Source organism: Kluyvera sp. CHPC 1.251, assembly GCF_036759945.1.
Lineage (GTDB): Bacteria > Pseudomonadota > Gammaproteobacteria > Enterobacterales > Enterobacteriaceae > Kluyvera > Kluyvera sichuanensis.
This window is the reverse complement of the sequence record NZ_JAPKIC010000003.1, coordinates 233537-255975: the sequence shown is the minus strand read 5'-3', so window position 1 is coordinate 255975 and position 22439 is coordinate 233537. Positions and strand designations below refer to the sequence as shown.

General features: G+C 54.2%; 21 protein-coding genes. 9 read left to right on the top strand and 12 right to left on the bottom strand.

The annotated features are described in order from the left end of the window. Positions 1-85: 85 nt before the first annotated feature. Both V6940_RS08000 and V6940_RS07995 read right to left on the bottom strand, forming a co-directional pair. Positions 86-1288, bottom strand: coding sequence for an L-lactate MFS transporter (locus tag V6940_RS08000; RefSeq protein WP_220440671.1), 1203 nt, complete (start codon positions 1286-1288; stop codon positions 86-88). Between the two features lie 171 nt (positions 1289-1459). Next, positions 1460-2167 (bottom strand): autotransporter outer membrane beta-barrel domain-containing protein, encoded by a 708-nt coding sequence (locus V6940_RS07995; RefSeq protein WP_333495488.1) that lies wholly within the window; start codon positions 2165-2167, stop codon positions 1460-1462. Here V6940_RS07995 and V6940_RS07990 point away from each other — a divergent pair. Genes V6940_RS07990 through V6940_RS07980 form a run of 3 tightly spaced genes read left to right on the top strand, consistent with a single transcriptional unit; the run spans position 2089 to position 3330 of the window. Further along, positions 2089-2346: a hypothetical protein gene (locus V6940_RS07990; protein ID WP_333495628.1), complete on the top strand. Its 258-nt coding sequence runs from the start codon at positions 2089-2091 to the stop codon at positions 2344-2346. The genes V6940_RS07995 and V6940_RS07990 overlap by 79 nt on opposite strands. Next, positions 2325-2906, top strand: a complete 582-nt coding sequence (tag, locus tag V6940_RS07985; RefSeq protein WP_333495487.1) for a DNA-3-methyladenine glycosylase I — start codon at positions 2325-2327, stop codon at positions 2904-2906. The genes V6940_RS07990 and tag overlap by 22 nt, the downstream gene beginning before the upstream one ends. Beyond that, the gene (locus V6940_RS07980) at positions 2884-3330 is read left to right on the top strand and encodes an N-acetyltransferase (RefSeq protein ID WP_333495486.1); all 447 of its coding nucleotides are present in this window, start codon (positions 2884-2886) and stop codon (positions 3328-3330) included. The genes tag and V6940_RS07980 overlap by 23 nt, the downstream gene beginning before the upstream one ends. Here the strand turns inward: V6940_RS07980 and V6940_RS07975 are convergent. Further along, complete coding sequence (locus V6940_RS07975; RefSeq protein ID WP_333495485.1) at positions 3293-5626, bottom strand: molybdopterin guanine dinucleotide-containing S/N-oxide reductase; 2334 nt, start codon at positions 5624-5626, stop codon at positions 3293-3295. The genes V6940_RS07980 and V6940_RS07975 overlap by 38 nt on opposite strands. A gap of 166 nt (positions 5627-5792) precedes the next feature. Between V6940_RS07975 and V6940_RS07970 the strand changes: the two genes are divergently transcribed. After that, positions 5793-6452, top strand: coding sequence for an OmpA family lipoprotein (locus tag V6940_RS07970; RefSeq protein WP_035893103.1), 660 nt, complete (start codon positions 5793-5795; stop codon positions 6450-6452). A gap of 137 nt (positions 6453-6589) precedes the next feature. Next, positions 6590-7564 (top strand): glyoxylate/hydroxypyruvate reductase GhrB, encoded by a 975-nt coding sequence (ghrB, locus tag V6940_RS07965; RefSeq protein ID WP_333495484.1) that lies wholly within the window; start codon positions 6590-6592, stop codon positions 7562-7564. 38 nt (positions 7565-7602) lie between these two features. On the opposite strand, the gene V6940_RS07960 is transcribed toward ghrB, so the two are convergent. Further along, the gene (locus V6940_RS07960) at positions 7603-8313 is read right to left on the bottom strand and encodes a DUF3053 domain-containing protein (RefSeq protein WP_333495483.1); all 711 of its coding nucleotides are present in this window, start codon (positions 8311-8313) and stop codon (positions 7603-7605) included. Positions 8314-8733: 420 nt separating this feature from the next. Here V6940_RS07960 and V6940_RS07955 point away from each other — a divergent pair, with 420 nt between their 5' ends. Then, positions 8734-10107, top strand: coding sequence for an MFS transporter (locus tag V6940_RS07955; protein WP_333495482.1), 1374 nt, complete (start codon positions 8734-8736; stop codon positions 10105-10107). Between the two features lie 339 nt (positions 10108-10446). Then, positions 10447-10659, top strand: a complete 213-nt coding sequence (cspE, locus tag V6940_RS07950) for a transcription antiterminator/RNA stability regulator CspE (RefSeq protein WP_035893107.1) — start codon at positions 10447-10449, stop codon at positions 10657-10659. A gap of 54 nt (positions 10660-10713) precedes the next feature. Here the strand turns inward: cspE and V6940_RS07945 are convergent, their stop codons facing one another. From V6940_RS07945 to V6940_RS07925, 5 genes are all read right to left on the bottom strand, one after another. Further along, positions 10714-12333: an ABC-F family ATP-binding cassette domain-containing protein gene (locus tag V6940_RS07945; protein WP_333495481.1), complete on the bottom strand. Its 1620-nt coding sequence runs from the start codon at positions 12331-12333 to the stop codon at positions 10714-10716. Positions 12334-12634: 301 nt separating this feature from the next. Beyond that, positions 12635-12787 (bottom strand): type I toxin-antitoxin system toxin HokA, encoded by a 153-nt coding sequence (gene hokA / locus V6940_RS07940; protein WP_333495480.1) that lies wholly within the window; start codon positions 12785-12787, stop codon positions 12635-12637. Positions 12788-13115: 328 nt separating this feature from the next. Further along, a complete protein-coding gene (glyS, locus tag V6940_RS07935; protein WP_185667436.1) occupies positions 13116-15185 on the bottom strand; it encodes a glycine--tRNA ligase subunit beta in 2070 nt (689 codons plus the stop codon). Positions 15186-15194: 9 nt separating this feature from the next. Continuing rightward, entirely contained in the window at positions 15195-16106 is a 912-nt protein-coding gene (gene glyQ, locus V6940_RS07930) for a glycine--tRNA ligase subunit alpha (RefSeq protein WP_035893112.1), read from the bottom strand. A gap of 138 nt (positions 16107-16244) precedes the next feature. Beyond that, positions 16245-16550, bottom strand: a complete 306-nt coding sequence (locus V6940_RS07925) for a YsaB family lipoprotein (protein WP_333495479.1) — start codon at positions 16548-16550, stop codon at positions 16245-16247. A 170-nt stretch (positions 16551-16720) separates the two neighbouring features. On the opposite strand from V6940_RS07925, the gene V6940_RS07920 reads away from it, so the two are divergent. Next, complete coding sequence (locus tag V6940_RS07920; protein ID WP_333495478.1) at positions 16721-17716, top strand: acyltransferase; 996 nt, start codon at positions 16721-16723, stop codon at positions 17714-17716. On the opposite strand, the gene yiaB is transcribed toward V6940_RS07920, so the two are convergent. From yiaB to xylA, 3 genes are all read right to left on the bottom strand, one after another. Then, complete coding sequence (gene yiaB, locus V6940_RS07915; RefSeq protein ID WP_333495477.1) at positions 17681-18058, bottom strand: inner membrane protein YiaB; 378 nt, start codon at positions 18056-18058, stop codon at positions 17681-17683. The two genes, V6940_RS07920 and yiaB, sit on opposite strands and share 36 nt — an antisense overlap. A 167-nt stretch (positions 18059-18225) precedes the next feature. Further along, on the bottom strand, positions 18226-19680 hold the full coding sequence (gene xylB / locus V6940_RS07910) for a xylulokinase (protein WP_333495476.1): 1455 nt from the start codon (positions 19678-19680) through the stop codon (positions 18226-18228). Between the two features lie 80 nt (positions 19681-19760). Beyond that, on the bottom strand, positions 19761-21083 hold the full coding sequence (gene xylA, locus V6940_RS07905; RefSeq protein ID WP_185667441.1) for a xylose isomerase: 1323 nt from the start codon (positions 21081-21083) through the stop codon (positions 19761-19763). A 358-nt stretch (positions 21084-21441) separates the two neighbouring features. Here xylA and xylF point away from each other — a divergent pair, with 358 nt between their 5' ends. After that, a complete protein-coding gene (gene xylF / locus V6940_RS07900) occupies positions 21442-22434 on the top strand; it encodes a D-xylose ABC transporter substrate-binding protein (RefSeq protein WP_333495475.1) in 993 nt (330 codons plus the stop codon). Positions 22435-22439 lie beyond the last annotated feature (5 nt).

The window sequence follows — 22439 nt, the reverse complement described above, 5'->3', positions numbered from 1 at the left end:
AAGGGGAAAAGTATTCGGAGAGAGTGTGATCTGACCAAACATTTACAATATTTGGTCAGAATCAACTTAAGAGGAAAGGTAATAATTAAGCGTGAGCTTCCTGCAGAACTTCTGTTTTTGGCTGACGAATTGTTGTAGACAGTGCCAGAGAGAGAATCAGCAGTGCGAAGATGACGCAGAAGGTGATGTAGAACCCGCCGAACATCGACGCAATCAGGGAGCCACAGATGCTGCCGATACCGAAGCCCAGATAAATCACACCGTAGTTTTTCGCCAGGTTGTTCAGGCCAAAGAATTCGCTGACCAGCGATGGGAAGACAGTGATAGTGCCGCCGAAGTTAAAGGCCACACAGGCAATCGCCGCAAAGAAGGTCACTTCATTCAGCGGAGCGAACAGCAGCGCCGCCATACCCACCAGCGAGATAACCTGACCGATGGTGATAACACGGATACGCGCAATTTTATCAGACAGAATACCCAGTACCAGACGACCGCCCAGGTTAGCAATGGAGATAACGGTCACGGCGTTCGCTGCGGTTGCCAGATCCAGATGTACCATACCCTGCGCGATGTCTTTCGCCACACCGATAACGTACAGGCCGCTCATGCAGGCAGTCAGGAACATCACGGCCAGCATCCAGTACTGCGGTTTACGCATGGATTCTGCCAGGGTGAAATCGTTCGCGACAACGCCGTTGGTGGTGGTGACTTTCTGGTTAGGTGCATCGGTCATCAGCATGGAACCGAAGACAATCATCACCAGTACGATAGCGCCCCAGATCATGAAGGTTTTTTCCAGACCTACCGTCGCCAGCAGCTGGCTATCGATGAATTTAAAACCGAGACTACCTAAACCATATGAACCGATCGCAAAGGCGGAGATCAGGCCTTTACGCTCCGGGAACCATTTCACGCAGTTGGAGAGCGTCAGCAAGTAGCCCGCGCCGTCCGCCAGACCCACAATAACCCCCGCGCTCAGCCACAGCATCATCAGATTGTTCGCATGAGCCGTCATAAAGAAACCGATGCCCAGCAGAATACCGGAAGCCATCGTGACGCGTTTTACGCCGAAGCGTTCCTGTAATTTACCGGCGACGGAAGAAGAGAGCGCCAGACCTAAACTTAATAAACCGAAGGAGAACGCCACCTGGCTAACGGATGCATCCAGCTTAGTGGACAACGCGCTGTTAAACAGGCTCCAGGTATAAACGGAACCTAATGCGAATTGGGTAATGATGGTGCCGAATAATGTCAGCCAGCGGGTATGATTTTTGGTTGCAGCGTTCATGATGATGATGCCTTCTTAAATTAACTGCTGCCAACGATAACGAAGTTAGCATTTTTGCGGGTTTTAAAAGGCATGAAGTGCATTCAGGACGGAATGAAATGCATCAGCGGCGGAATGAATGGCATTGCGAAAAATCACCTGCCGCTGAATTTTTCAAAGAAACATCGTAGATCAGAAGCGCGCGCTCACGCCCATCATGTAGGAATAGTTGGTGCCAGCAGACATGTTATCGGCCTGCGAGAGCGCGGCATAGGCGGCCAGATGTGAATTTAATAACATATCTGCCCCCAGAGTCACATCAACCCAGTTGCCATCCTGCGTTGAGGTTGGCGTACGGTTAAGCCCGGACTGCGCTTTCCATTGGTTTTCACCAAATTGTTGGTTGTAGCTCACCTGCGCCCACGGACGGATCCCTAGCCACGGATGGGTATCGACGCGCCAGCCCAGCGTACTGACGCTCGCGTGCCACAGCGCATCGGACTGCGAAACGCTGTTCACCGTATCGCCGAACTCATTCCACATGAAGCCCGGCGAGCCGTCATAGTGCCAGGCGGCGACGGGGCCCATCGTCATATTTTCCGTGAGCGGAATATTCAAGCCGATGCTCATGGTTTTAGTCGCATCCAGTGGGGTGTTATCCGGCAAATTCATATTGACCCCGGCCCCCGCCTGCAGCGCCTCAATGCGTTCAGCAAGGATGTCGTCATATCGCGGTTGGTGATCGCTATCCCATGTATAGCGCTCGGCAGTATTACTTTGCCCATCAGACACGATATATTCCTGTTGCCAGGCATTTGCATGTGGCGAAAGTAACATCCACACAAAGCCCGATGCCAGAACAGCACATCGCCAAAGGCCATTGCATTTCTTATTATTCATTAATTGACTCCACTAAAGAGCCAGATTCGGCAATTATTGTTATGTTTTTAGAGGGGAACTCCCCTGTACTAACTATTGCTATTTTCTTATCAGCGTCAAGAGAAGTGCAGGGTTTTATTATCAGGCGTGATCCATCAACAAAAACAGGGAGAATCAAATGCAACGCTGCGGTTGGGTAAGTCAGGATCCGCTGTACATCGCGTATCACGACACTGAATGGGGCGTGCCCCAAAGGGATAACCAGGAGCTGTTTGAGATGATTTGTCTGGAAGGACAGCAGGCCGGACTTTCCTGGATTACCGTACTGAAAAAACGCGAAAACTATCGCCATGCCTTTCACCATTTCGACCCGGCCAAGGTCGCCGCGATGACCGAAGCCGACGTGGAGCGACTGGTGCTGGATGCCGGTATCATTCGCCATCGGGGAAAAATTCAGGCCATTATCGGCAACGCTCGCGCCTTCCTGGCGATGGAAGCCAACGGTGAATCGTTTAATGACTTTGTCTGGTCGTTTGTTGATAACACCCCAATCGTCACCCAGGCCGCCGAACTAAGCGGTATTGCCACCTCAACGCCAGCCTCTGACGCGCTATCTAAAGCACTGAAAAAACGTGGCTTTAAGTTTGTTGGCACCACGATTTGTTATTCCTTCATGCAAGCCTGTGGGCTGGTCAACGACCACGTCACCCACTGCTTCTGCCATCCTGGAGCTCAGCATGATAAGAAAATGGAACACTAGCCAGTTTGAACCGCTGCTGGGGCTCTGGCTGGAAAGCACCACCTACGCACACCCGTTTATCGCCCCCCAGTACTGGCAGGAGAGCCTGCCCATCGTGCGCGACACCTACCTCCCCGCGGCAGAAACCTGGGTCTTTGAGGAGGAACAGCGACTACAGGGGTTTGTCAGCGTGATTGAAGCAAGGTTCGTTGGCGCGCTGTTTGTCGCGCCGAACCTGCTCCACCACGGCATTGGTAGCGCGCTGCTGAGCGTCGTGAAGCAGCGCTTCTCCGAGCTCAGCCTGGAGGTGTATCAGAAGAACAGCCGGGCGGTGAATTTCTATCACGCGCAGGGTTTCCGTATTCAGGACAGCGCGTGGCAAGATGAAACCCGGCATCCGACCTGGATTATGCATTGGCAGGCGGATCAAACGCCGTTAGCGTAAGCGCTGGCCCCGCATATTTTTCAATCCAGGCCAGCGCCGTATTCCCCGCGCACCCGTTCCCCAGCCGCGAGCTGGGGATATCTTTGGTGAGGACATTCACCGCGCCGTTTTTACAGATACCGTCCGCCTGAAGATCTAAATCCGGCCACGCCCCTTCATGCAGGCAAATAACGCCGGGCTTGATGTCTTCACTCACTACCGCCCCTGCCAGCACCTGCCCGCGATGGTTCCAGACGCGTACCAGATCGCCATCGTTAATCTGCCGTGCCTGCGCATCCTGCGGGTGCAGCGTTAGCGGCTCACGCCCGGCAACCGCATAGCGTTCACGCAGCGTCGTATGGTTAAGCTGGCTGTGCAGGCGATGTGCCGGATGGGCGGACAGCAGCTGAAGCTGGCCCGGTTGCGCATTGCCATGCCACTCGTCTGGCTCCAGCCACATCGGGTGCGGCGGGCAGTCGGGATACTGGAAGCTGGCAATCCGCTCGGAGTAGATCTCAATTTTACCACTTGGCGTTTTCAGCGGGTTTGCCTGTGGATCGGCACGAAACGCGCCGAAGCGTACGAAGGCGGCGTTCTGCTCGCTCTCCGGCATCTCAATCAATTCGTTGGCCTGCCAGAATTCAGCAAACGGCGGCAGCGTCACCTGCTGGCTGGCTCCGCGCTGCCCGGCAATGTGATAGAAGGTCTCCAGCCACTGCAGATCGCTTTTTCCTTCGGTAAAGCGCGCGCGCCCACCGGTTTCCCAGCGCTCGCTGAGGTCAGAAAATACCTCAAAATCATCGCGCGCTTCATCACGCGGCATCACCACCCGCATCATCGGCACCAGATGTTGGTTGCTGTAATCGCCGGTCATGGTGAGGTCGTTACGTTCAAACGAGGTGGTAGCGGGCAGCACAATATCAGCGTGACGCGCCGCTGCCGTCCAGTTGCATTCGGAAATGACGACCAGTTCGGGCTTTTGCCAGGCGCGAATCAGTCGGTTAGTGTCCTGATGATGGGTAAAGTTGGCGCCGCCCGCCCACCAGACAAAGCGAATATCCGGGAAATGGCGATCCAATCCGTTATGCTGGTACGGCGCACCGGGGTTTTCCAGCGCCTCAACGATTCGTGCTACCGGGATTTTATCGACAGCATCAACGCCATCTTTCACCGTGCCCTGCATAGATGCCAGCACCGCCGCGCGACGCGTCGGGTTACCGCCGTTCGCAAAGTGATAAGAGAGGCCAAAGCCGCCACCCGGCGTGCCAATCTGCCCCAGCATGGCGGCGAGTGTCACCAGCATCCAGTGCTTTTGTTCGCCAAACTGCTGGCGCTGCATTCCCCAGCCTGACATCAGCATGGTGGTATTTTTATGGAAGATATCTGCCAGTTCGCGAATTTTATCTGCGCTAATGCCGCAAATCGCTGCCGCCCATTCAGCAGACTTCGCCTCATTGTCATTTTTACCCAGCAGGTAATCGGCAAACGTCGGGAAACCGGTAGTACAGCGCCATAAAAAGTCGGTATCGTGCCAGTTATTGACGACAAGCGTATGGGCGATGCCCAGCATCAGCGCCACGTCCGTGCCCATATGCGGCGCAATCCACTCCATCGACTCGCCGAAGAAGGCAACGGTTTCCGATCGCATCGGATCGATACAGATCAGGCGTTTACCGCTTTTTCGCAGCTGTTCAAAATAGGGCAGCCCCTGTTCGTCAGAAGCGTTCCAGGCAATTTTCAGCGTATTCATTGGGTTGGCGCTCCACAGCACCACCACGTCGGTGTGCTCCAGCACCATCGGCCAGCTGGTCTGCTGCTGATAGACCTCGTTGCCGCCCACCACGTGCGGCATGATCGCCTGCGCCGCGCCGGTAGAGTAATCACCCAGATGCCCCGTATAACCCCCCGCCAGGCTCATATAGCGCTGAAGCAGCGTCGCCGCTTTGTGCAATACGCCGTTTGAGCGCCAGCCGTACGACCCTGCAAAAATGGACGACGGCCCGTAGCTTTCACGAATACGGCGGTGCTGCTGGTCAATCAGCGTCAGCGCCTCCTCCCAGCTCACCCGCACAAACTCATCCTGGCCGCGAACGCCTTGAGGGCGACCTGGCGATGCCAGAAAGCCTTTACGCACCATCGGGTAGCGTACGCGCGTTTTACTGTGCACCTGATCGCGGACCACGCTTTGCAGGGAATTGGTGAACGACGTTTTCAGCGCACCGCGTGAAGAGAGCACGCGCTCGCCGTCGGTCTCAACCCACATGGGGCCCCAGTGGGCGGCAGTCAGGATAGTTTTCGTGGTCGGTGAATGTGGCAAAGCGAGCTCCCGGATAGCTGATGCAGGTGGTTCGGCGACGTTTTGTTCATCGCTCAATGTTTTTTACAAAAAGACAAAATCTTCCGGGAATTTTCCCCGGTTTTGCACGTCATAATCAACCGCCACACCTGCCGTGGCAAAGAATAAAAAGGATTAAGGAAATAAGATGAAAAAACGCATGCTCATGATTGCAGCCCTGGTTAGCGGCGCACTGGCCGTTTCCGGCTGTACCACCAACCCGTATACCGGTGAACAGGAAGCCAGCAAAACCGGCATTGGCGCAGGTCTCGGGACACTCGTGGGCGCGGGTATCGGCGCGCTGGCCTCGTCTAAGCACGATCGCGGCAAAGGCGCGCTGATTGGCGCGGCTGCCGGTGCAGCCGTTGGCGGTGGCGTGGGTTATTACATGGATGCACAGGAAGCCAAGCTGCGTCAGAAAATGCAAGGGACCGGCGTAAGCGTCACGCGTAATGGCAACAATATCGTGCTGAACATGCCAAACAACGTCACCTTCGACAGCTCCTCTTCCACCCTCAAACCCGCAGGGGCCAACACGCTGACCGGTGTGGCAATGGTGCTGAAAGAGTATGAGAAAACCGCGGTGAACGTGGTCGGCTATACCGACAGCACAGGCAGTCAGCAGCTGAACATGACGCTGTCGCAGCAACGTGCTGACTCTGTTGCCAGCTCGCTCATCACCCAGGGCGTGGCCGCTGCTCGTATCCGTACTTCCGGTATGGGACCGGCGAATCCTATCGCCAGCAACAGCACCGCTGAAGGCAAAGCGCAGAACCGTCGCGTAGAAATCACCTTAAGCCCACAGTAACGCCCTGACCGGACAGGGCGCTTTCCCTGTCCGGTTTCTTCCCACCCCATTTTCTGGACTGGTACTTTTCGCCCCGCTGTGGGATTGTTAAGCCTGCTAACGATCAACACTTCCCTCTTCAACCCATGGAGATACCCATGAAGCCGTCCGTTATTCTCTACAAAACCCTGCCTGACGATTTGTTACAGCGCCTGAACACTCATTTCACCGTCACCCGCGTACCCAACCTGCACCCGGAGACCGTGCAACAGCACACCGAAGCGTTTGCCAATGCCGAAGGGCTGCTGGGTTCCAGTGAAACCGTTGATACCGCTTTGTTAGAGAAGATGCCGAAGCTGCGCGCCACCTCCACCATCTCCGTGGGCTATGACAATTTTGATGTCGATGCGCTAAACGCTCGTCGCGTTCTGCTGATGCACACGCCGACGGTGCTAACCGAAACCGTGGCCGATACGCTGATGACGCTGGTATTAAGCTCCGCCCGTCGCGTGGTGGAAGTGGCCGAGCGTGTCAAAGCAGGCGAGTGGAAGCAGGGGATTGGCCCGGACTGGTTCGGCATCGACGTACACCACAAGACGCTGGGAATTGTCGGGATGGGGCGTATTGGTATGGCCCTCGCCCAGCGCGCGCATTTCGGCTTCAACATGCCGATTCTCTACAATGCACGACGCCACCATCCTCAGGCGGAAGAGCGCTTTAACGCCCGCTACTGTGATTTAAATACGCTGCTGGAAGAAGCCGATTTTGTCTGCCTGATCCTGCCGCTGAGCGAAGAAACGCACCACCTGTTCGGTGCCGAGCAGTTTGCCCGAATGAAATCTTCCGCCATCTTTATCAACGCCGGCCGTGGCCCGGTAGTGGACGAGCAGGCGCTGATTGCCGCGCTGCAAAACGGTGAGATCCACGCCGCCGGGCTGGACGTATTTGAGCAAGAGCCGCTGCCGGTAGACTCCCCGCTGCTGAAGCTACCTAACGTGGTGGCACTGCCGCATATCGGTTCCGCGACGCATGAAACCCGCTACAACATGGCGGCCTGTGCGGTAGATAACCTGATTGATGCGCTGCAGGGGAACGTGGAGAAGAACTGCGTGAACCCGCAGGTTGCGGGATAAACGACGCTGCCCGGCATCGCGCCGGGCAGCCATAATGTTTATCTGGTGGCGTTAACTGCTGCGGTCCACGCCTGGCTAAACGCCTGGTGCTGTGCCGCCAGCGGGCCAATCAGCGAGTTGTACTGGCTTGCCTGCTGCGAAGTTGGGAACTGGATGCCGTTCGCCACAAAGCTGACCTGAGTACCCTGCTGCGCAATAAAATCACCCACCTGCACCAGCTGCTGAGTGAACACCTGCGCGGCCGGGATCAGCGGTTGCAGCGCATCGGACGGGCCGGTCACCACTTTACTGTATACCTGATCAAACACCGGCTTCAGGTCATCTGCCTGCTTCAGTGCAGCGTGCGCGGTATCAGCTTGCATTTTCGCATTCTGCAGCTGCTGGCTCAGAACGCCCAGTGAACCATTAGCCTGACGCAGCGGCTCGCGCTGGGTCATGTAATCCTGCGGCACGCGAATCGCGTTAACGCTATCAACAACCGGACGCAAACCTGCATCCATCGCCTGGCTTACCTGCTGCGAGTAGCCATAAATAACGGCGTAGTCGGAAACAAAAGGACCGAACTGTTTTTTCTGGTCAGCGGTCAGCGTCGGCAGGCGTTCACCGCCGCGCATAACGGTATTCTGCAGGAAATCGACGAATGCTTTACGCTGATCGCCTTCCTTATCAAAACACCCACTCAGGCTAACCACCATTAATAACGCCGCAACAGGCGCAAACCAGCGAGAGCAGGACTTTCCTGTCGCCATTTTCATACTCCTTCAGCCAAAAAAAAGCGCAAACCGGCACACGCGTGCCCAACGGTGACAAGGATAGTCCAGAGCCGCGCCGCAAGATACCTTTTTCATACGTTCTCCGACGGTCATCGTAAAATGTTAATAAGCTGTTGCATTCATCACATTTATCATCGCGAAAACTCGGTACAAAAAAAGAAATAACGCACTGATATATCGCTATTTTCCATCTACAAATAAGCCAATTCATCACGGATAGCGCGATAATCGCACACTTCCTGACCACGGCGGATTGTTGTCTTGCGGCATAAGTGATTTTATTTAACGAACGATTAACGACAAAACGTTCGATAATCGCCCAAACACCTCAATACCGACGAAGAAGATAAGCGTTGTAAAAACCACTTCTTCGCACCGATTAGCAGGAATTACCGCATGACAACACAGACAACAACGGATATTCAGGCTTTTATCAATCGCCATCCCTTCTCAAAGTACCAGTGGATGATTCTGGCACTGTGCTTTGTGGCCGTGGCGCTGGACGGCTTTGATACCGCCATTATCGGCTTTATTGCGTCCGACCTGGTTCAGGAATGGGGCGTGCAGAAATCTGACCTTGGTCCGGTGATGAGCGCCGCGCTGGTTGGCCTTGCCGTTGGCGCGCTGACCGCAGGGCCGATGGCTGACCGCATTGGCCGTAAGAAGGTGCTGGTGCTGTCGATTCTGGTCTTTGGCGGCTTCAGCCTGATTACCGCCTTTGCTACCTCGCTGACGCAGCTGACGGTTCTGCGTTTCTTAACCGGCCTCGGGCTTGGTGCCGCCATGCCAAACGCCGCAACGTTAATGAGCGAATACGCACCGGAGCGCCGCCGCGCGCTGCTGGTTAACCTGATGTTCGTCGGCTTCCCGATTGGTTCATCAATGGGCGGCTTTATCTCCGCATGGATGATCCCGCATTACGGCTGGCAGAGCGTACTGGTGCTGGGCGGCGTGATGCCGCTAGTACTGGCGGTCGCGTTGATTTTCCTGCTGCCAGAGTCGGCCCGCTATCTGGCGGTTAAAAACCGCTCTCAGCAACAGATTGGCAATATTCTGCGCCGCATTGCCGCGCTGCCAGAGAACACCCGCTTTGTTCTGCAGGAGGCGGGCCAGGTCAAAGAGCAGTCGGCGCTGGGGGTCATTTTCTCCCCGCGCTACCTGGTGGGCACCATCATGCTGTGCCTGACCTACTTTATGGGCCTGCTGATCTTCTATCTGCTGACCAGCTGGTTACCGCTGCTGATCCGTGAGACCGGCGCGACGCTGAGCCAGGCTTCTGTCATCACCGCGTTGTTCCCGCTCGGCGGGGGAATTGGCGTGCTGGTGCTCGGCGCGCTGATGGACAAAATCAACCCGAACAAAGTGGTAGCGGTAGGCTATCTGCTAACCGGTATTTTTGTCTGCCTGGTGGGCTTCTCAACCAGCAACCTGGTGCTAATGGGCGTGATGGTGTTTATCGCAGGGACGATTATGAACGGTGCTCAGTCCTCAATGCCAGCGCTGGCGGCCGGCTTTTATCCAACCCAGGGACGTGCAACTGGCGTGGCCTGGATGCTGGGCCTGGGGCGCTTTGGCGGGATCCTCGGTGCCTTCAGCGGTGCCTTCCTGATGCAGGCGGAGCTGTCGTTTAAGACCATTTTTGCCCTGCTGGCGATTCCAGCAGTACTGTCTGCCATCGCATTGATGGTGAAGTACGCGGCCAGTAAAAATCAGCAGAATAAAAGCGACAACGCAGCGGCAACGCTGCCTGAATCGGCGCAAAAGATCTGATATTTCGCCCCGGCAGTGCGCTGCCGGGGTCAAATAACGTTTTTTACAAACCACTCACAAACACAAATAATCATTATTTATCAATTAATTACTAATCATCACCAATGCTCAAACCTCAGGAGCTCTGTAATTTATCCGTAGATAACGTTTGCTTTTGCGATAAGAAGTATGCGTTAATACATCCACGGTTTGACATACAGACCACAAAGCAGTTGAGTAAAGCAGTTCCCTTCAAGGTTATCCATTGGTACCCCTCGTAGCGACATTCCTTTACGCTTTAAATTCTGTAAAGCATGCCATATCGCCGTAAGGCTCAATTAATTTTTAAAGGTAATTTCTATGTCCGGTAAAATGACTGGTATCGTAAAATGGTTCAACGCTGATAAAGGTTTCGGCTTCATCACTCCTGACGATGGTTCTAAAGACGTGTTCGTACACTTCTCTGCTATCCAGAACGATGGCTACAAATCTCTGGACGAAGGTCAGAAAGTTTCCTTCACCATCGAGAACGGCGCTAAAGGCCCAGCAGCTGGCAACGTAACTTCCCTGTAAGTTAACGCCGCTAAGAATTGAAAATCCCTGCCTTATGGCGGGGATTTTTTTTATCTATAACGCGGTAAAATGCCAGCCGGACTCGCGCCACTCCAGCACATGCGTCAGTTTCAACCCCTGTAAGAACGCCTCATCGTGAGACACCACCAGCATCGCCCCCGGGAAATCAGCCAGCGCCGTCTCAATGGCCTGAACCGATGCCAGATCGAGATGGTTGGTCGGCTCATCCAGCAATAAGAGCTGTGTAGATTCTCGCCGCCACAGTACGCAGGCCAGCGCCGCCTTCAACCGTTCGCCACCGCTGAGCGCCGATAACGGCAGATTCACTTTATCCGCCCCAAGCTGCAACTGCGCCAACCTGGTACGCAGTGCCCCTTCCTCCAGCGGCGTATCACCTGCTCGCAGATGGGCCATTACCGATAACGCCAGGTCGAACTGGCTAAGATGCTGATCCAGCCAGGCAGCAGCGACCGACAGCTGGCAGTGTCCGGCAGACGGCGCCTCAAGCCCAACTAACGTTTTAAGCAACGTCGTTTTTCCGCAGCCATTGGGGCCACGCAGCGCAACCCGCATCGGGCCATCCATGCGCCAGTCGAAAGCCGGGTGTTCCTGATGTACCAGCTGTAACGCCTCCAGCACCAGTACCTGCTTTCCGCACGGCACTACGCTACCGGGCAGAGTAAACATTATCGGCGTATCCTCTTCCACCCGCTCTCGCGCCAGCTTCACCGCACTGTCCAATGCACCCTGCTGCTCACGATGCTGGCGCAACAGGGTGCCAGGCCGCTCTCTTGCCGCCCCTTTGTACTTCACCCGTTCGAACGATGCGATATTGAGAGAATCGACGGTGCGCAGCGTTTTTGCTGAGCGCCTTTGGCAGTCATCATGCTCTTTGTGCTGCCTGGCACGCGTGCGACGACGTTCAGTGGCGGCATGATCGAGCGCGGCTCGCGCCGCCTGCTGTTCCGCATCACGCTGCTGCTGATACTGCTCGTAGCTACCGCCATAGCTGCGTAGCGCGACAGGGGTCAGTTCAAGAATTCGCGGCATCCGCGCCAGCAGTTCCCGGTCGTGGCTCGCGACAAGCGCCCCGCCCTGCCAGGCATCGAGCTGTTGATAGAACCACTCACGTCCAGGGCGGTCCAGATGGTTGGTGGGTTCATCAAGCAGCAGAAAATGAGTACCGGAGGTGAACGCGGCGCATAGCAGCGCTTTCACCCGCTCGCCGCCGCTTAAGGAACCAGCCAGCCTTAACGGATTAAACTCCCCCAGCCCCGCGCCCTGAAAAGCGGCATGGAGCCGGTCCGGTAGATCCCAGAAACCGTCCAGCTTCTCGATGTCGTCATCGTAGGGCTGGCCTTGCTCGAGACGCTGCAACGCGGCGAAAATTGCGTCATAGCCCAACAGTTCCGCCAGCGTGGTCTCCGCTGAGGCTGCATGCTGCTGAGCGACATAGGCGCAGGATACAAAACGTTCGATATGTCCGTCTGAGGGGGCATCGACGCCAGCCAACAGGCGCAGCAGTCGGGATTTGCCCACACCGTTACGCCCAACAAGGCCGCAGAGTGAACGCTCCAGCGATAAGTTCAGCGGGCTAAAAAGAGTATCACCCGTCGCAAACTGGCAGGTAACCTGATGTAAAACAAAAGAAGGGGATTGCGCACAATGGGCCATAAGCACTCCTGAATGAAATCAATAGTTCCCCTGCTTGCGGCAAGCGCCCAGCAAGGATTCGAATTCAGCAGGTGTGTTTGTCCATTTTCAGTGTGCCTCAGTGAGACGAGGGATTCGTCGCGGCAAAGCATAAACGCATTGCGCCTGCCATTTCAAGGTTCTTTTTTGCACAATTTTCATATCCATAAAAAAAGGCCTTCCGCTAACGGAAAACCTTAATATTGTTTGGTAAATAAAACAGGGTGCATTGAGCCTGCATAACGCCGCAATAGCGGCGGGGAATATTCCCCGTCGTACGCCCTTACTGTCTAATATCGCAGGCTAAAGATGCCGCTAATTCATTGTTTCCTTGCTTGATATGCAATTCACATAATGAATCACGAACCATCCAGGTAAATAATAGAATAGTGAGACATATCACTATCAAACTACACAACATAGATTTTTGCGGCATCCTTTGCCTCCTGTGTTGATTTTCAACAAGTAAGAGGCTAACCTTATGGTGTTCATGCATAGAGTTGGCCTCACTTTGATTTATCATCAGGTGGGGCTTTTCTCTGTCTATCACCGGGCGAACACCTGAGACAGACAGTCTCAAGCACCCATAGTTATTCTACTCTAAATATCACATCATCTTACTTTGATGTATTCCTAAAATATTCCCCGCCATGAATACCTATAAGCATATATATTAATATTGGGATTATTAATAGTTCTGGTAATAACATTCAGGCCATAAAAAAACCTGCTCAAGAGCAGGTTTTTATTTATGAGCAGACTGATTACTGCAGCAGAGAAATATCCGCTACCTGCAGGAACAGATCGCGCAGTTTGGACAGCAGCGTCAGACGGTTCACACGAACGTTCTGGTCTTCAGCGTTAACCATCACGTTCTCGAAGAACTCATCCACCGGCTCACGCAGGGATGCCAGCTCAACCAACGCTTCCTGATAACGACCTTCTGCAAAGTACGGCTGCAGCTTGTCGCGCAACACAACCAGGTTGCCCGCCAGCTTGATTTCCGCCGCTTCTTTCAGCACGGAAGCGTGAACGATATCGTTCAGCGTCTCATCAGATTTCGCCAGGATGTTGGATACACGCTTGTTGGCCGCAGCCAGCGCAGAGGCCTCTTCCAGAGTACGGAAGTGGGACACTGCCTTCATTCGTGCATCGAAGTCTGCCGGACGCGTCGGACGACGTGCCAGCACCGCCTGGATGGTGTCAACGGTGTAGCCTTCGTCCTGATACCAGGCGCGGAAACGACCGAGCATGAAGTCGATAACTTCATCCACCACTTTCGCGTTGGTCAGCTTGTCACCGTACAGACGCACCGCTTCTTCGGTGAGAGTCTGCAGATCCAGCGGCAGGTTCTTCTCAACGATGATACGCAGCACGCCCAGCGCAGCACGACGCAGCGCAAACGGGTCTTTGTCGCCTTTCGGATGCTGACCAATACCGAAGATACCCGCCAGGGTGTCCATTTTGTCAGCAATCGCCAGTGCGCAGGCAACCGGGTTAGACGGCAGATCGTCGCCGGCAAAGCGCGGCTGATACTGTTCGTTCAACGCAACGGCAACGTCTTCCGCTTCGCCATCGTGGCGTGCGTAGTGCATCCCCATCACGCCCTGGGTGTCGGTGAACTCGAAGACCATGTTGGTCATCAGGTCGCACTTGGACAGCAGGCCTGCACGCGTTGCGTGGTTGACGTCAGCGCCAATCTGGCCCGCGATCCAGCCGGCCAGCGCCTGAATACGGTCAGTTTTGTCGCGCAGCGTACCCAGTTGCTGTTGGAACAGCACGGTTTGCAGGCGCGGCAGATGATCTTCCAGACGTTTTTTACGGTCAGAATTGAAGAAGAACTCTGCATCAGCCAGACGTGGACGAACCACTTTCTCGTTACCGGAGATAATCTGCTGCGGGTCTTTCGACTCGATGTTCGCCACGAAGATGAAGTTTGGCAGCAGCTTGCCCGCGTTGTCGTAAACCGGGAAGTACTTCTGGTCACCCTTCATGGTGTAAACCAGTGCTTCAGCTGGTACCGCGAGGAATTTCTCTTCGAACTTCGCGGTCAGCACCACCGGCCATTCCACCAGTGAGGTGACTTCTTCCAGCAAGCTTTCGCTGAGATCCGCGTTGCCGCCAATCTTACGCGCCGCTTCTTCAGCATCAGCTTTAATTTTGGCTTTACGCATTTCGTAGTCAGCCATCACCATGCCGCGTTCCAGCAGAATCTGCGGGTACTGGTCGGCATTGTCGATGGTGAACTCAGGCTCGCCCATAAAGCGGTGACCGCGGATGATGCGATCGGACTGCACGCCGAGGATGGTCGCCGGAACGACTTTATCACCCAACAGCAGGGTCACGGTGTGGACCGGACGCACGAAGTGTACGTCAGACGCGCCCCAGCGCATCAGCTTAGGAATTGGCAGCTTAGCCAGCGAGTTGGCAATCATGTTCGGCAGCAGCGCTTCGGTGCTTTCACCTTTTACGTGCGCGCGATACAGCAGCCATTCGCCTTTATCGGTGGTCAGACGCTCAGCCTGATCGACGGTAATACCGCAGCCGCGCGCCCAGCCTTCAGCCGCTTTGCTTGGTTTACCTTCCGCGTCAAATGCCTGGGCAATCGCCGGGCCGCGTTTTTCAACTTCACGATCCGCTTGCGCAGCCGCCAGATTTGCCACTTTCAGCGCCAGACGGCGAGGGGCGGCAAACCATTCAACGTTACCGTGTGCGAGACCCGCGTTATCTAGCTCTGCCGTGACGTTCGCAGCAAAGGATTCAGCCAGGTTGCGCAGCGCTTTTGGTGGCAGCTCTTCAGTGCCGATTTCCACCAGAAAAGTATTTTCAGACATGGCCGCCTCTTATTTATTCTTGTTGCACATCGGGAAGCCGAGGGCCTCACGGGAAGCATAGTAAGCTTCTGCCACTGCTTTGGTCAGGGTGCGAATGCGCAGGATATAGCGCTGACGCTCGGTGACAGAGATGGCTTTACGCGCATCCAACAGGTTAAAGCTATGGGCGGCCTTCAGAATACGCTCGTAAGCAGGCAGCGGCAGCGGAGTTTCCAGCGCCAGCAGCTGCTGCGCTTCTTTCTCGTACTGCTCGAAGCAGGTGAACAGGAAGTCCACGTCCGCGTATTCAAAGTTGTAGGTGGACTGCTCCACTTCGTTCTGATGGAACACGTCGCCGTAAGTGGTTTTACCCAGCGGGCCATCGCTCCAGACCAGGTCGTAAACGCTGTCTACGCCCTGAATGTACATCGCCAGACGTTCCAGACCATAGGTGATCTCGCCGGTGATAGGCTTACATTCCAGACCGCCAACCTGCTGGAAGTAAGTGAACTGGGTCACTTCCATGCCGTTCAGCCACACTTCCCAACCCAGCCCCCAGGCACCCAGCGTAGGGTTTTCCCAGTTGTCTTCCACGAAACGAATGTCGTGAATGGTCGGGTCCATACCCAGCTCTTTCAGCGATCCGAGGTACAGCTCCTGGATATTGTCCGGAGACGGTTTAATCACTACCTGGAACTGATAGTAGTGCTGTAAACGGTTCGGGTTTTCGCCATAGCGGCCATCGGTTGGACGACGGGAAGGCTGCACGTAGGCAGTTGCCATCGGTTCTGGCCCCAACGCACGCAGGCTAGTCATTGGGTGTGAGGTGCCGGCGCCAACTTCCATGTCCAATGGTTGAACAATGGTGCAGCCCTGGCGAGCCCAGTAATCCTGTAAGGTCAGGATCAGGCCCTGGAAGGTCCTGGTATCAAACTTTTGCATATGATTTCGTGCTGGATACGTGTGGATTTAAAGGAAGGAGTCAGTATACCCGCTGGCTGCGAGATATACAGTATGAAACGAGGTTGTTTAGACTAAATTGGGAAAAACAGGCCGGTTTTTGCCGCGAACCTACCTGTTTTAGCTCATGGAGAGATGTAAAAATCGGCCATCGGCATCGAAAGAGCAGACAAAACTTTCATTTCGCATGGTATAGCCACGCAGTTCGTAGCTGCCCTGAAAACGTTCAAAACCGGTGACGTCGATTTTCTTCGCCGCCGTATTATAACGCTCTGCTGCGTTGTCTTTGCACAACTGCTCCATCGAGAGCGAACGCTCAGAGTTCACCCGCGCGCTTTGCGATTTTTGCACCGTCGGCGGTTCAGCCGACGAGCACCCTGCGAGGACAATAAGTGCCAGCAAAGTAGAGAGAGACTTCATCATCATTATTTATCTTACCGGGCTGTTATTTTAGGCTTTACCCCTTTCTTACCGCCGCATTGTGCGAAGATTGCTACGCCATCACAAGTGCAGGGTGAGAAACTCGGAATTATCCAGTGAGATAGCTAGCACTGGGGCGAGTCTGACCTTATTTATAGCGGAATAATAGGTATCCGATGCAAGCAAAGATTAACTGGATTGAGAACTTACGCGGAATTGCCTGCCTGATGGTAGTGATGATCCATACCACAACCTGGTATATCACCCACCCACATGACGTGAGTCCGCTCAGCTGGGACTTTGCCAACGTCTTAAACTCCGCTTCCCGCGTCAGCGTGCCGCTCTTTTTTATGATTTCCGGCTACCTGTTTTTCGGTCCGCGCAGCGCACAGCCGCGGCATTTTCTCCGCATTGCACTCTGCCTGCTGTTTTATAGCGCCGTTGCGCTGTTATTTATCGCCTCTTTTACCCATATCAGCGTTGCCGCCTCGCTGAAGCATGTGCTGCAAAAACCGGTGTTCTATCACCTGTGGTTTTTCTTCGCCATCATCGTCATTTATCTGGTTTCGCCGCTGATTGAGGTCAAAGCGATTAGCGGCAAGATGCTGCTGGCTTTAATGGTGGTGATTGGCCTGGTGGCAAACCCCAACACCGTTTCGCTGAGTACGCACGGCATTGAATGGTTGCCGATCAATTTGTACATCAATGGCGATACGTTCTATTACGTTATTTACGGGCTACTTGGACGCGCCATTGGCATGATGGAGACCGATAAAAAATCGCTGACGTGGTGCTGCGGGCTGTTATTTGCAGCCGCGGTGTGGATTATTTCGCGCGGGACGCTCCACGAATTGCAATGGCGCGGCAACTTCGCCGACACCTGGTACGTCTACTGCGGCCCTATGGTCTTTATCTGCGCTGCATCGTTGCTGACATTGGTTAAAAACACCCTGAACGCGCGCGTCCTTCCGGGGCTGGGATTTATTTCAAAGCATTCACTGGGTATTTATGGCTTTCACGCGCTGATTATTTACACCTTACGCACCAGCGGTCTGGAATTAAAACGCTGGCCTGCCCTGGATATTCTCTGGATATTCACCGCAACGCTTGCCGGAAGCCTCGTACTTTCTATGATGCTACAGCGTGTCGATACCCGTAGGCTGGTCAGTTAATACCGCTACCCGCATCAGAAGATACTGACCTGATATACAAAGACAGAATGCGGCAAGATATGCGCCTCTTTCGACCAGCGAGAGCGGCGCATTCCATAATCCCACCAGCAGCAACCCGCTAGTAATAAGCGCCACTATCTGGCAGATAGCAGCAAAACGATCGTCAAGCAGCCCGCGTTTCACTTCACGCAGATAGACATAGATGATGAACATGCTGGTTATCAACACACCTAGAAAATAGCCTTTGCCGCTTAATAACGGACAAGCCTGCCATAAACCAATGAGGTAAATCAGGGCTCCGACAAGCATAAATAGCCATGCAATAAGCGCAGAACGTTTCATTGGAATCTCCTTATCCATCAAATGCACATTATGGGAAACGGGAGACCGGCGATACTGAAAAAGGGAGTCAGGGGAGTATTTCAGAATAAAACCATGCGATTTTTTGATTGTTTTCGACGGTTTAATTGCGAGAGTAAATCCCTCCTGTTCGCAGGAGGGATTTATCATCAGGACATCAGCGGGAGAAGCTGCTGATACAACCTGCGGAAAGTCTCACGGCGCTGCTGATAAACCGCATGCTGCTGAGCATCCGGGCAATGCGTTTGTTCCAACTGCAGTTGCGGCAGCAACTCTGAAAGCGGCTTGTCCGAATTAACGGCAATTTGCGCCAGTCGCGCCGCACCCAGCGCCGGGCCAACATCCCCCCCGGTGCGGTAATCCAGTTGCAGGCCGCTAATATCCGCCAGCATCTGTCGCCACCAGGGGCTGCGCGCACCGCCGCCGATAAGCGTGATACTCTTTGGCGTCACGCCGCAGGCATGCACGACATCCATTCCATCCGCCAGCGCGTAGCCCACGCCTTCAAGCACCGCTCGCGCCAGCTCGGCAGGACCATGCTGGTGAGTCAGACCAAAGAAGACGCCTTTGGCCTGCGGGTTATTGTGCGGCGTGCGTTCACCGGAAAGATAAGGCAGGAACCAGATAGGATCAGCCTGATTATCGGCAGATTCCGCCGCGCTAATCAGCGCAGGCACGGTCGTCAGGCCAGTCAGCCTGGCGGCCCAATCCAGACAGGAGGCCGCGCTCAGCATCACCGACATCAGGTGCCAGCGTCCTGGCAGCGCATGGCAGAAGCTATGCACCGCGCTTTCCGGCTTGCTCAGAAAACCTTCGCTCACCGCAAAGTAGACCCCTGATGTCCCCAGCGACAGCATCGCCTGGCCAGCATCCGCCATCCCGACGCCGACGGCGCCTGCAGCATTATCACCGCCACCGGCCACAACTGGCACCGCGGGCATATTCCATGCGCTGGCCACCGATGGCAGAAGGTACCCGGTGATGTCGCAGCCTTCATACAGCGCAGGCATGTTGTCACGGCTCAGATGACAGGCGGCAAGCATCTCATCGCTCCAGTCACGCTTCGCCACATCCATCCACATGGTACCGGCAGCATCTGACATGTCGCTGGCAAAGTCGCCGGTCATCCGTAGACGGAGATAATCTTTTGGTAACAGCACTTTATCAACCTGACGGAAGATTTCGGGCTCATGGCGCTGCACCCACAGCAGCTTCGGCGCGGTAAAGCCCGGCATCATCAGATTGCCGGTTATCTGCCGCGATGTTTTAACCTGTGCTTCCAGCCGTTCACACTCTTGCGCGCAGCGGCCATCGTTCCACAGAATCGCGGGACGCAGCACGCGCTGTTGTTTATCCAGCAGCGTCGCACCATGCATTTGCCCGGCGATCCCCAGCGCTTTCACCCCTTGCAGGCTATGCTGCTGACCAAGCCCCTTCATGGCACGATCCGTCGCCTGCCACCACTGCTCAGGATCCTGTTCGGACCATAGCGGATGCGGACGGGAAACCGTCAGTTTTTCCGTCTGCGACGCCAGGACCGCACCCTGCTCATCAAGCAGAATCGCCTTAACGCCAGACGTGCCTAGATCTATGCCGATATACATCGCGACTGCTCCTTTAGGTGGTACGATGCCCGGCAAGCTTGCGCTCCCGGGCACGGTATACTGCGAAATGCGTGATGAACTTACTTGTCGAACAGGTAGTGGTTTACCAGCCCTTCCAACAGTTCCTGATGGCCGCTCTGGTGCTGCGGAGCCAGTTGGTGCTGTTCAGCATATTTCGCCAGATCCTGCAGTGACATCTGACCTTTGAGGATCTGCTGACCCAGTTCGCCGTTCCAACCCGCATAGCGTTTTGCCACACGTTTATCCAGCTCGCCGCCTTCAATCATACGGGCCGCCACTTTCAGGGACAGTGCCATCGTGTCCATCGCGCCAATATGGCCGTAGAACAGGTCATATTTATCGGTGCTTTGACGACGAACTTTCGCATCGAAGTTCAGGCCACCGGTAGTGAAACCGCCCGCTTTCAGGATTTCGTACATCACCAGCGCATTTTCTTCTACGCTGTTCGGGAACTGGTCGGTGTCCCAACCCAGCTGCGGGTCGCCGCGGTTTGCATCAACGGAACCAAACAGGCCCAGCGCAATGGCAGTCGCAATTTCGTGATGGAAAGAGTGACCCGCCAGCGTAGCGTGGTTCGCTTCAATGTTGAGCTTAATCTCTTTTTCCAGACCGAACTGCTTCAGGAAGCCATAAACCGTTGATGCATCGTAATCATACTGGTGCTTGGTCGGTTCCTGAGGTTTCGGCTCGATAAGCAGCGTCCCCTGGAAACCAATTTTGTGTTTATGCTCAACCACCATCTGCATGAAACGGCCAATCTGCTCACGTTCCTGACGCAGGTCGGTATTCAACAGTGATTCATAGCCTTCACGTCCGCCCCACAGCACATAATTTTCGCCACCCAGTTTATGGGTTGCATTCATGGCGGTGAACACCTGAGTCGCCGCCCAGCTAAAGACTTCTGGGTCTGGGTTAGTCGCTGCACCCGCGCCGTAGCGTGGGTTGGTGAAGCAGTTTGCGGTACCCCATAGCAACTTCACGCCGCTTTGCTGCTGTTTTTCAGCCAGCACGTCCACCATCTGAGCAAAGTTATTCAGGTACTCTTTCAGGTTGGCACCTTCTGGAGAGACATCCACATCGTGGAAGCAGTAGTAAGGCACGTTCAGTTTGTGGAAAAATTCAAACGCCACGTCAGCTTTGCGTTTCGCGCGTTCAATGGCTTCGCCTGGCTGCTGCCACGGGCGATCGAATGAGCCAACACCAAACATATCCGCGCCGTTCCAGCAGAAGGTATGCCAGTAGCAGGCTGCAAAGCGCAGGTGGTCTTCCATACGTTTGCCCAGCACGAGTTCATCTGGGTTGTAGTGGCGGAAAGCCAGCGGGTTTTCGGTTTTTGGGCCTTCGAAACGAACACGATCCAGTTGGTCGAAATAAGCTTGCATAATGAACTCCATAATCTGACACGCGGCGAGGAATACTTCGTGTTGTAATACTGAATTCTGATTTGCGGTAGCTCAATTACGTTATTTCACACTGCTATTAAGAGAATCCACAAATGTGCGCTGGCTCGCAAAATAAATAGGAATCAGCCTCGCTTTATGTGAGTAAATTTTGCATACGGTAATTTTAAAATCAGATCGCGGTCAAAAATTGACAATTAAACGAAATATCGTAATGGGAAGATAAAAATCTGTAATTGCCAGTTGGCGTATACATGTTAAAAATTTGCTGCGTGTTAAGTCATCTCTGTTTCTTTTATCGCCAATCTCATCTCCTATCCCTACAGAAGGCATTACGATTATGAAGATAAAGAACCTTTGCCTCACACTCTGCGCATCGCTACTTCTCACCAGCATGGTGAGCAGTGCTAAAGAAGTCAAAATCGGTATGGCTATTGATGACCTGCGCCTGGAGCGCTGGCAGAAAGACCGCGATATCTTCGTGAACAAAGCCGAACAGCTGGGCGCACAGGTCTTCGTGCAGTCCGCCAACGGCAATGAAGAGACGCAAATGTCGCAGATTGAAAATATGATCAATCGCGGCGTGGATGTCCTTGTTATTATTCCTTATAACGGGCAAGTACTTAGCAACGTAATTAAAGAAGCCAAACAAGAAGGCATTAAAGTATTAGCATATGACCGCATGATTAATAACGCGGACATTGATTTTTATATTTCCTTCGACAATGAAAAAGTCGGTGAAATGCAGGCACAAAGTCTGGTCAACCAGGTCCCTCAGGGAAATTATTTCCTGATGGGCGGCTCGCCGGTTGATAATAATGCCAAGTTGTTCCGTGCCGGACAGATGAAAGTATTAAAACCTTATATTGATGACGGCAAGATTAAAGTCGTCGGCGATCAATGGGTTGACGGCTGGTTGCCGGAAAATGCGCTGAAAATTATGGAAAATGCCCTCACCGCCAACAATAACAAAGTGGATGCCGTGGTCGCCTCTAACGATGCCACCGCAGGCGGCGCCATTCAGGCACTTAGCGCCCAGGGTCTGGCTGGCAAAGTGGCCATTTCAGGCCAGGATGCCGATCTGGCAGGCGTGAAGCGCATTATCAACGGCACACAGACCATGACCGTGTATAAGCCGATTACGCTACTGGCCAACAGTGCGGCAGAGATTGCCGTCGAACTCGGTAACGGAAAGCAGCCTAAAGCCGACGCCACGCTGAATAACGGGCTGAAAGATGTGCCATCCCGCCTGCTGACCCCGATTGAAGTCAATAAAACCAATATTGACGAGACCGTAGTGAAAGACGGTTTCCATAAGAAGAGCGAACTCTAAACGGC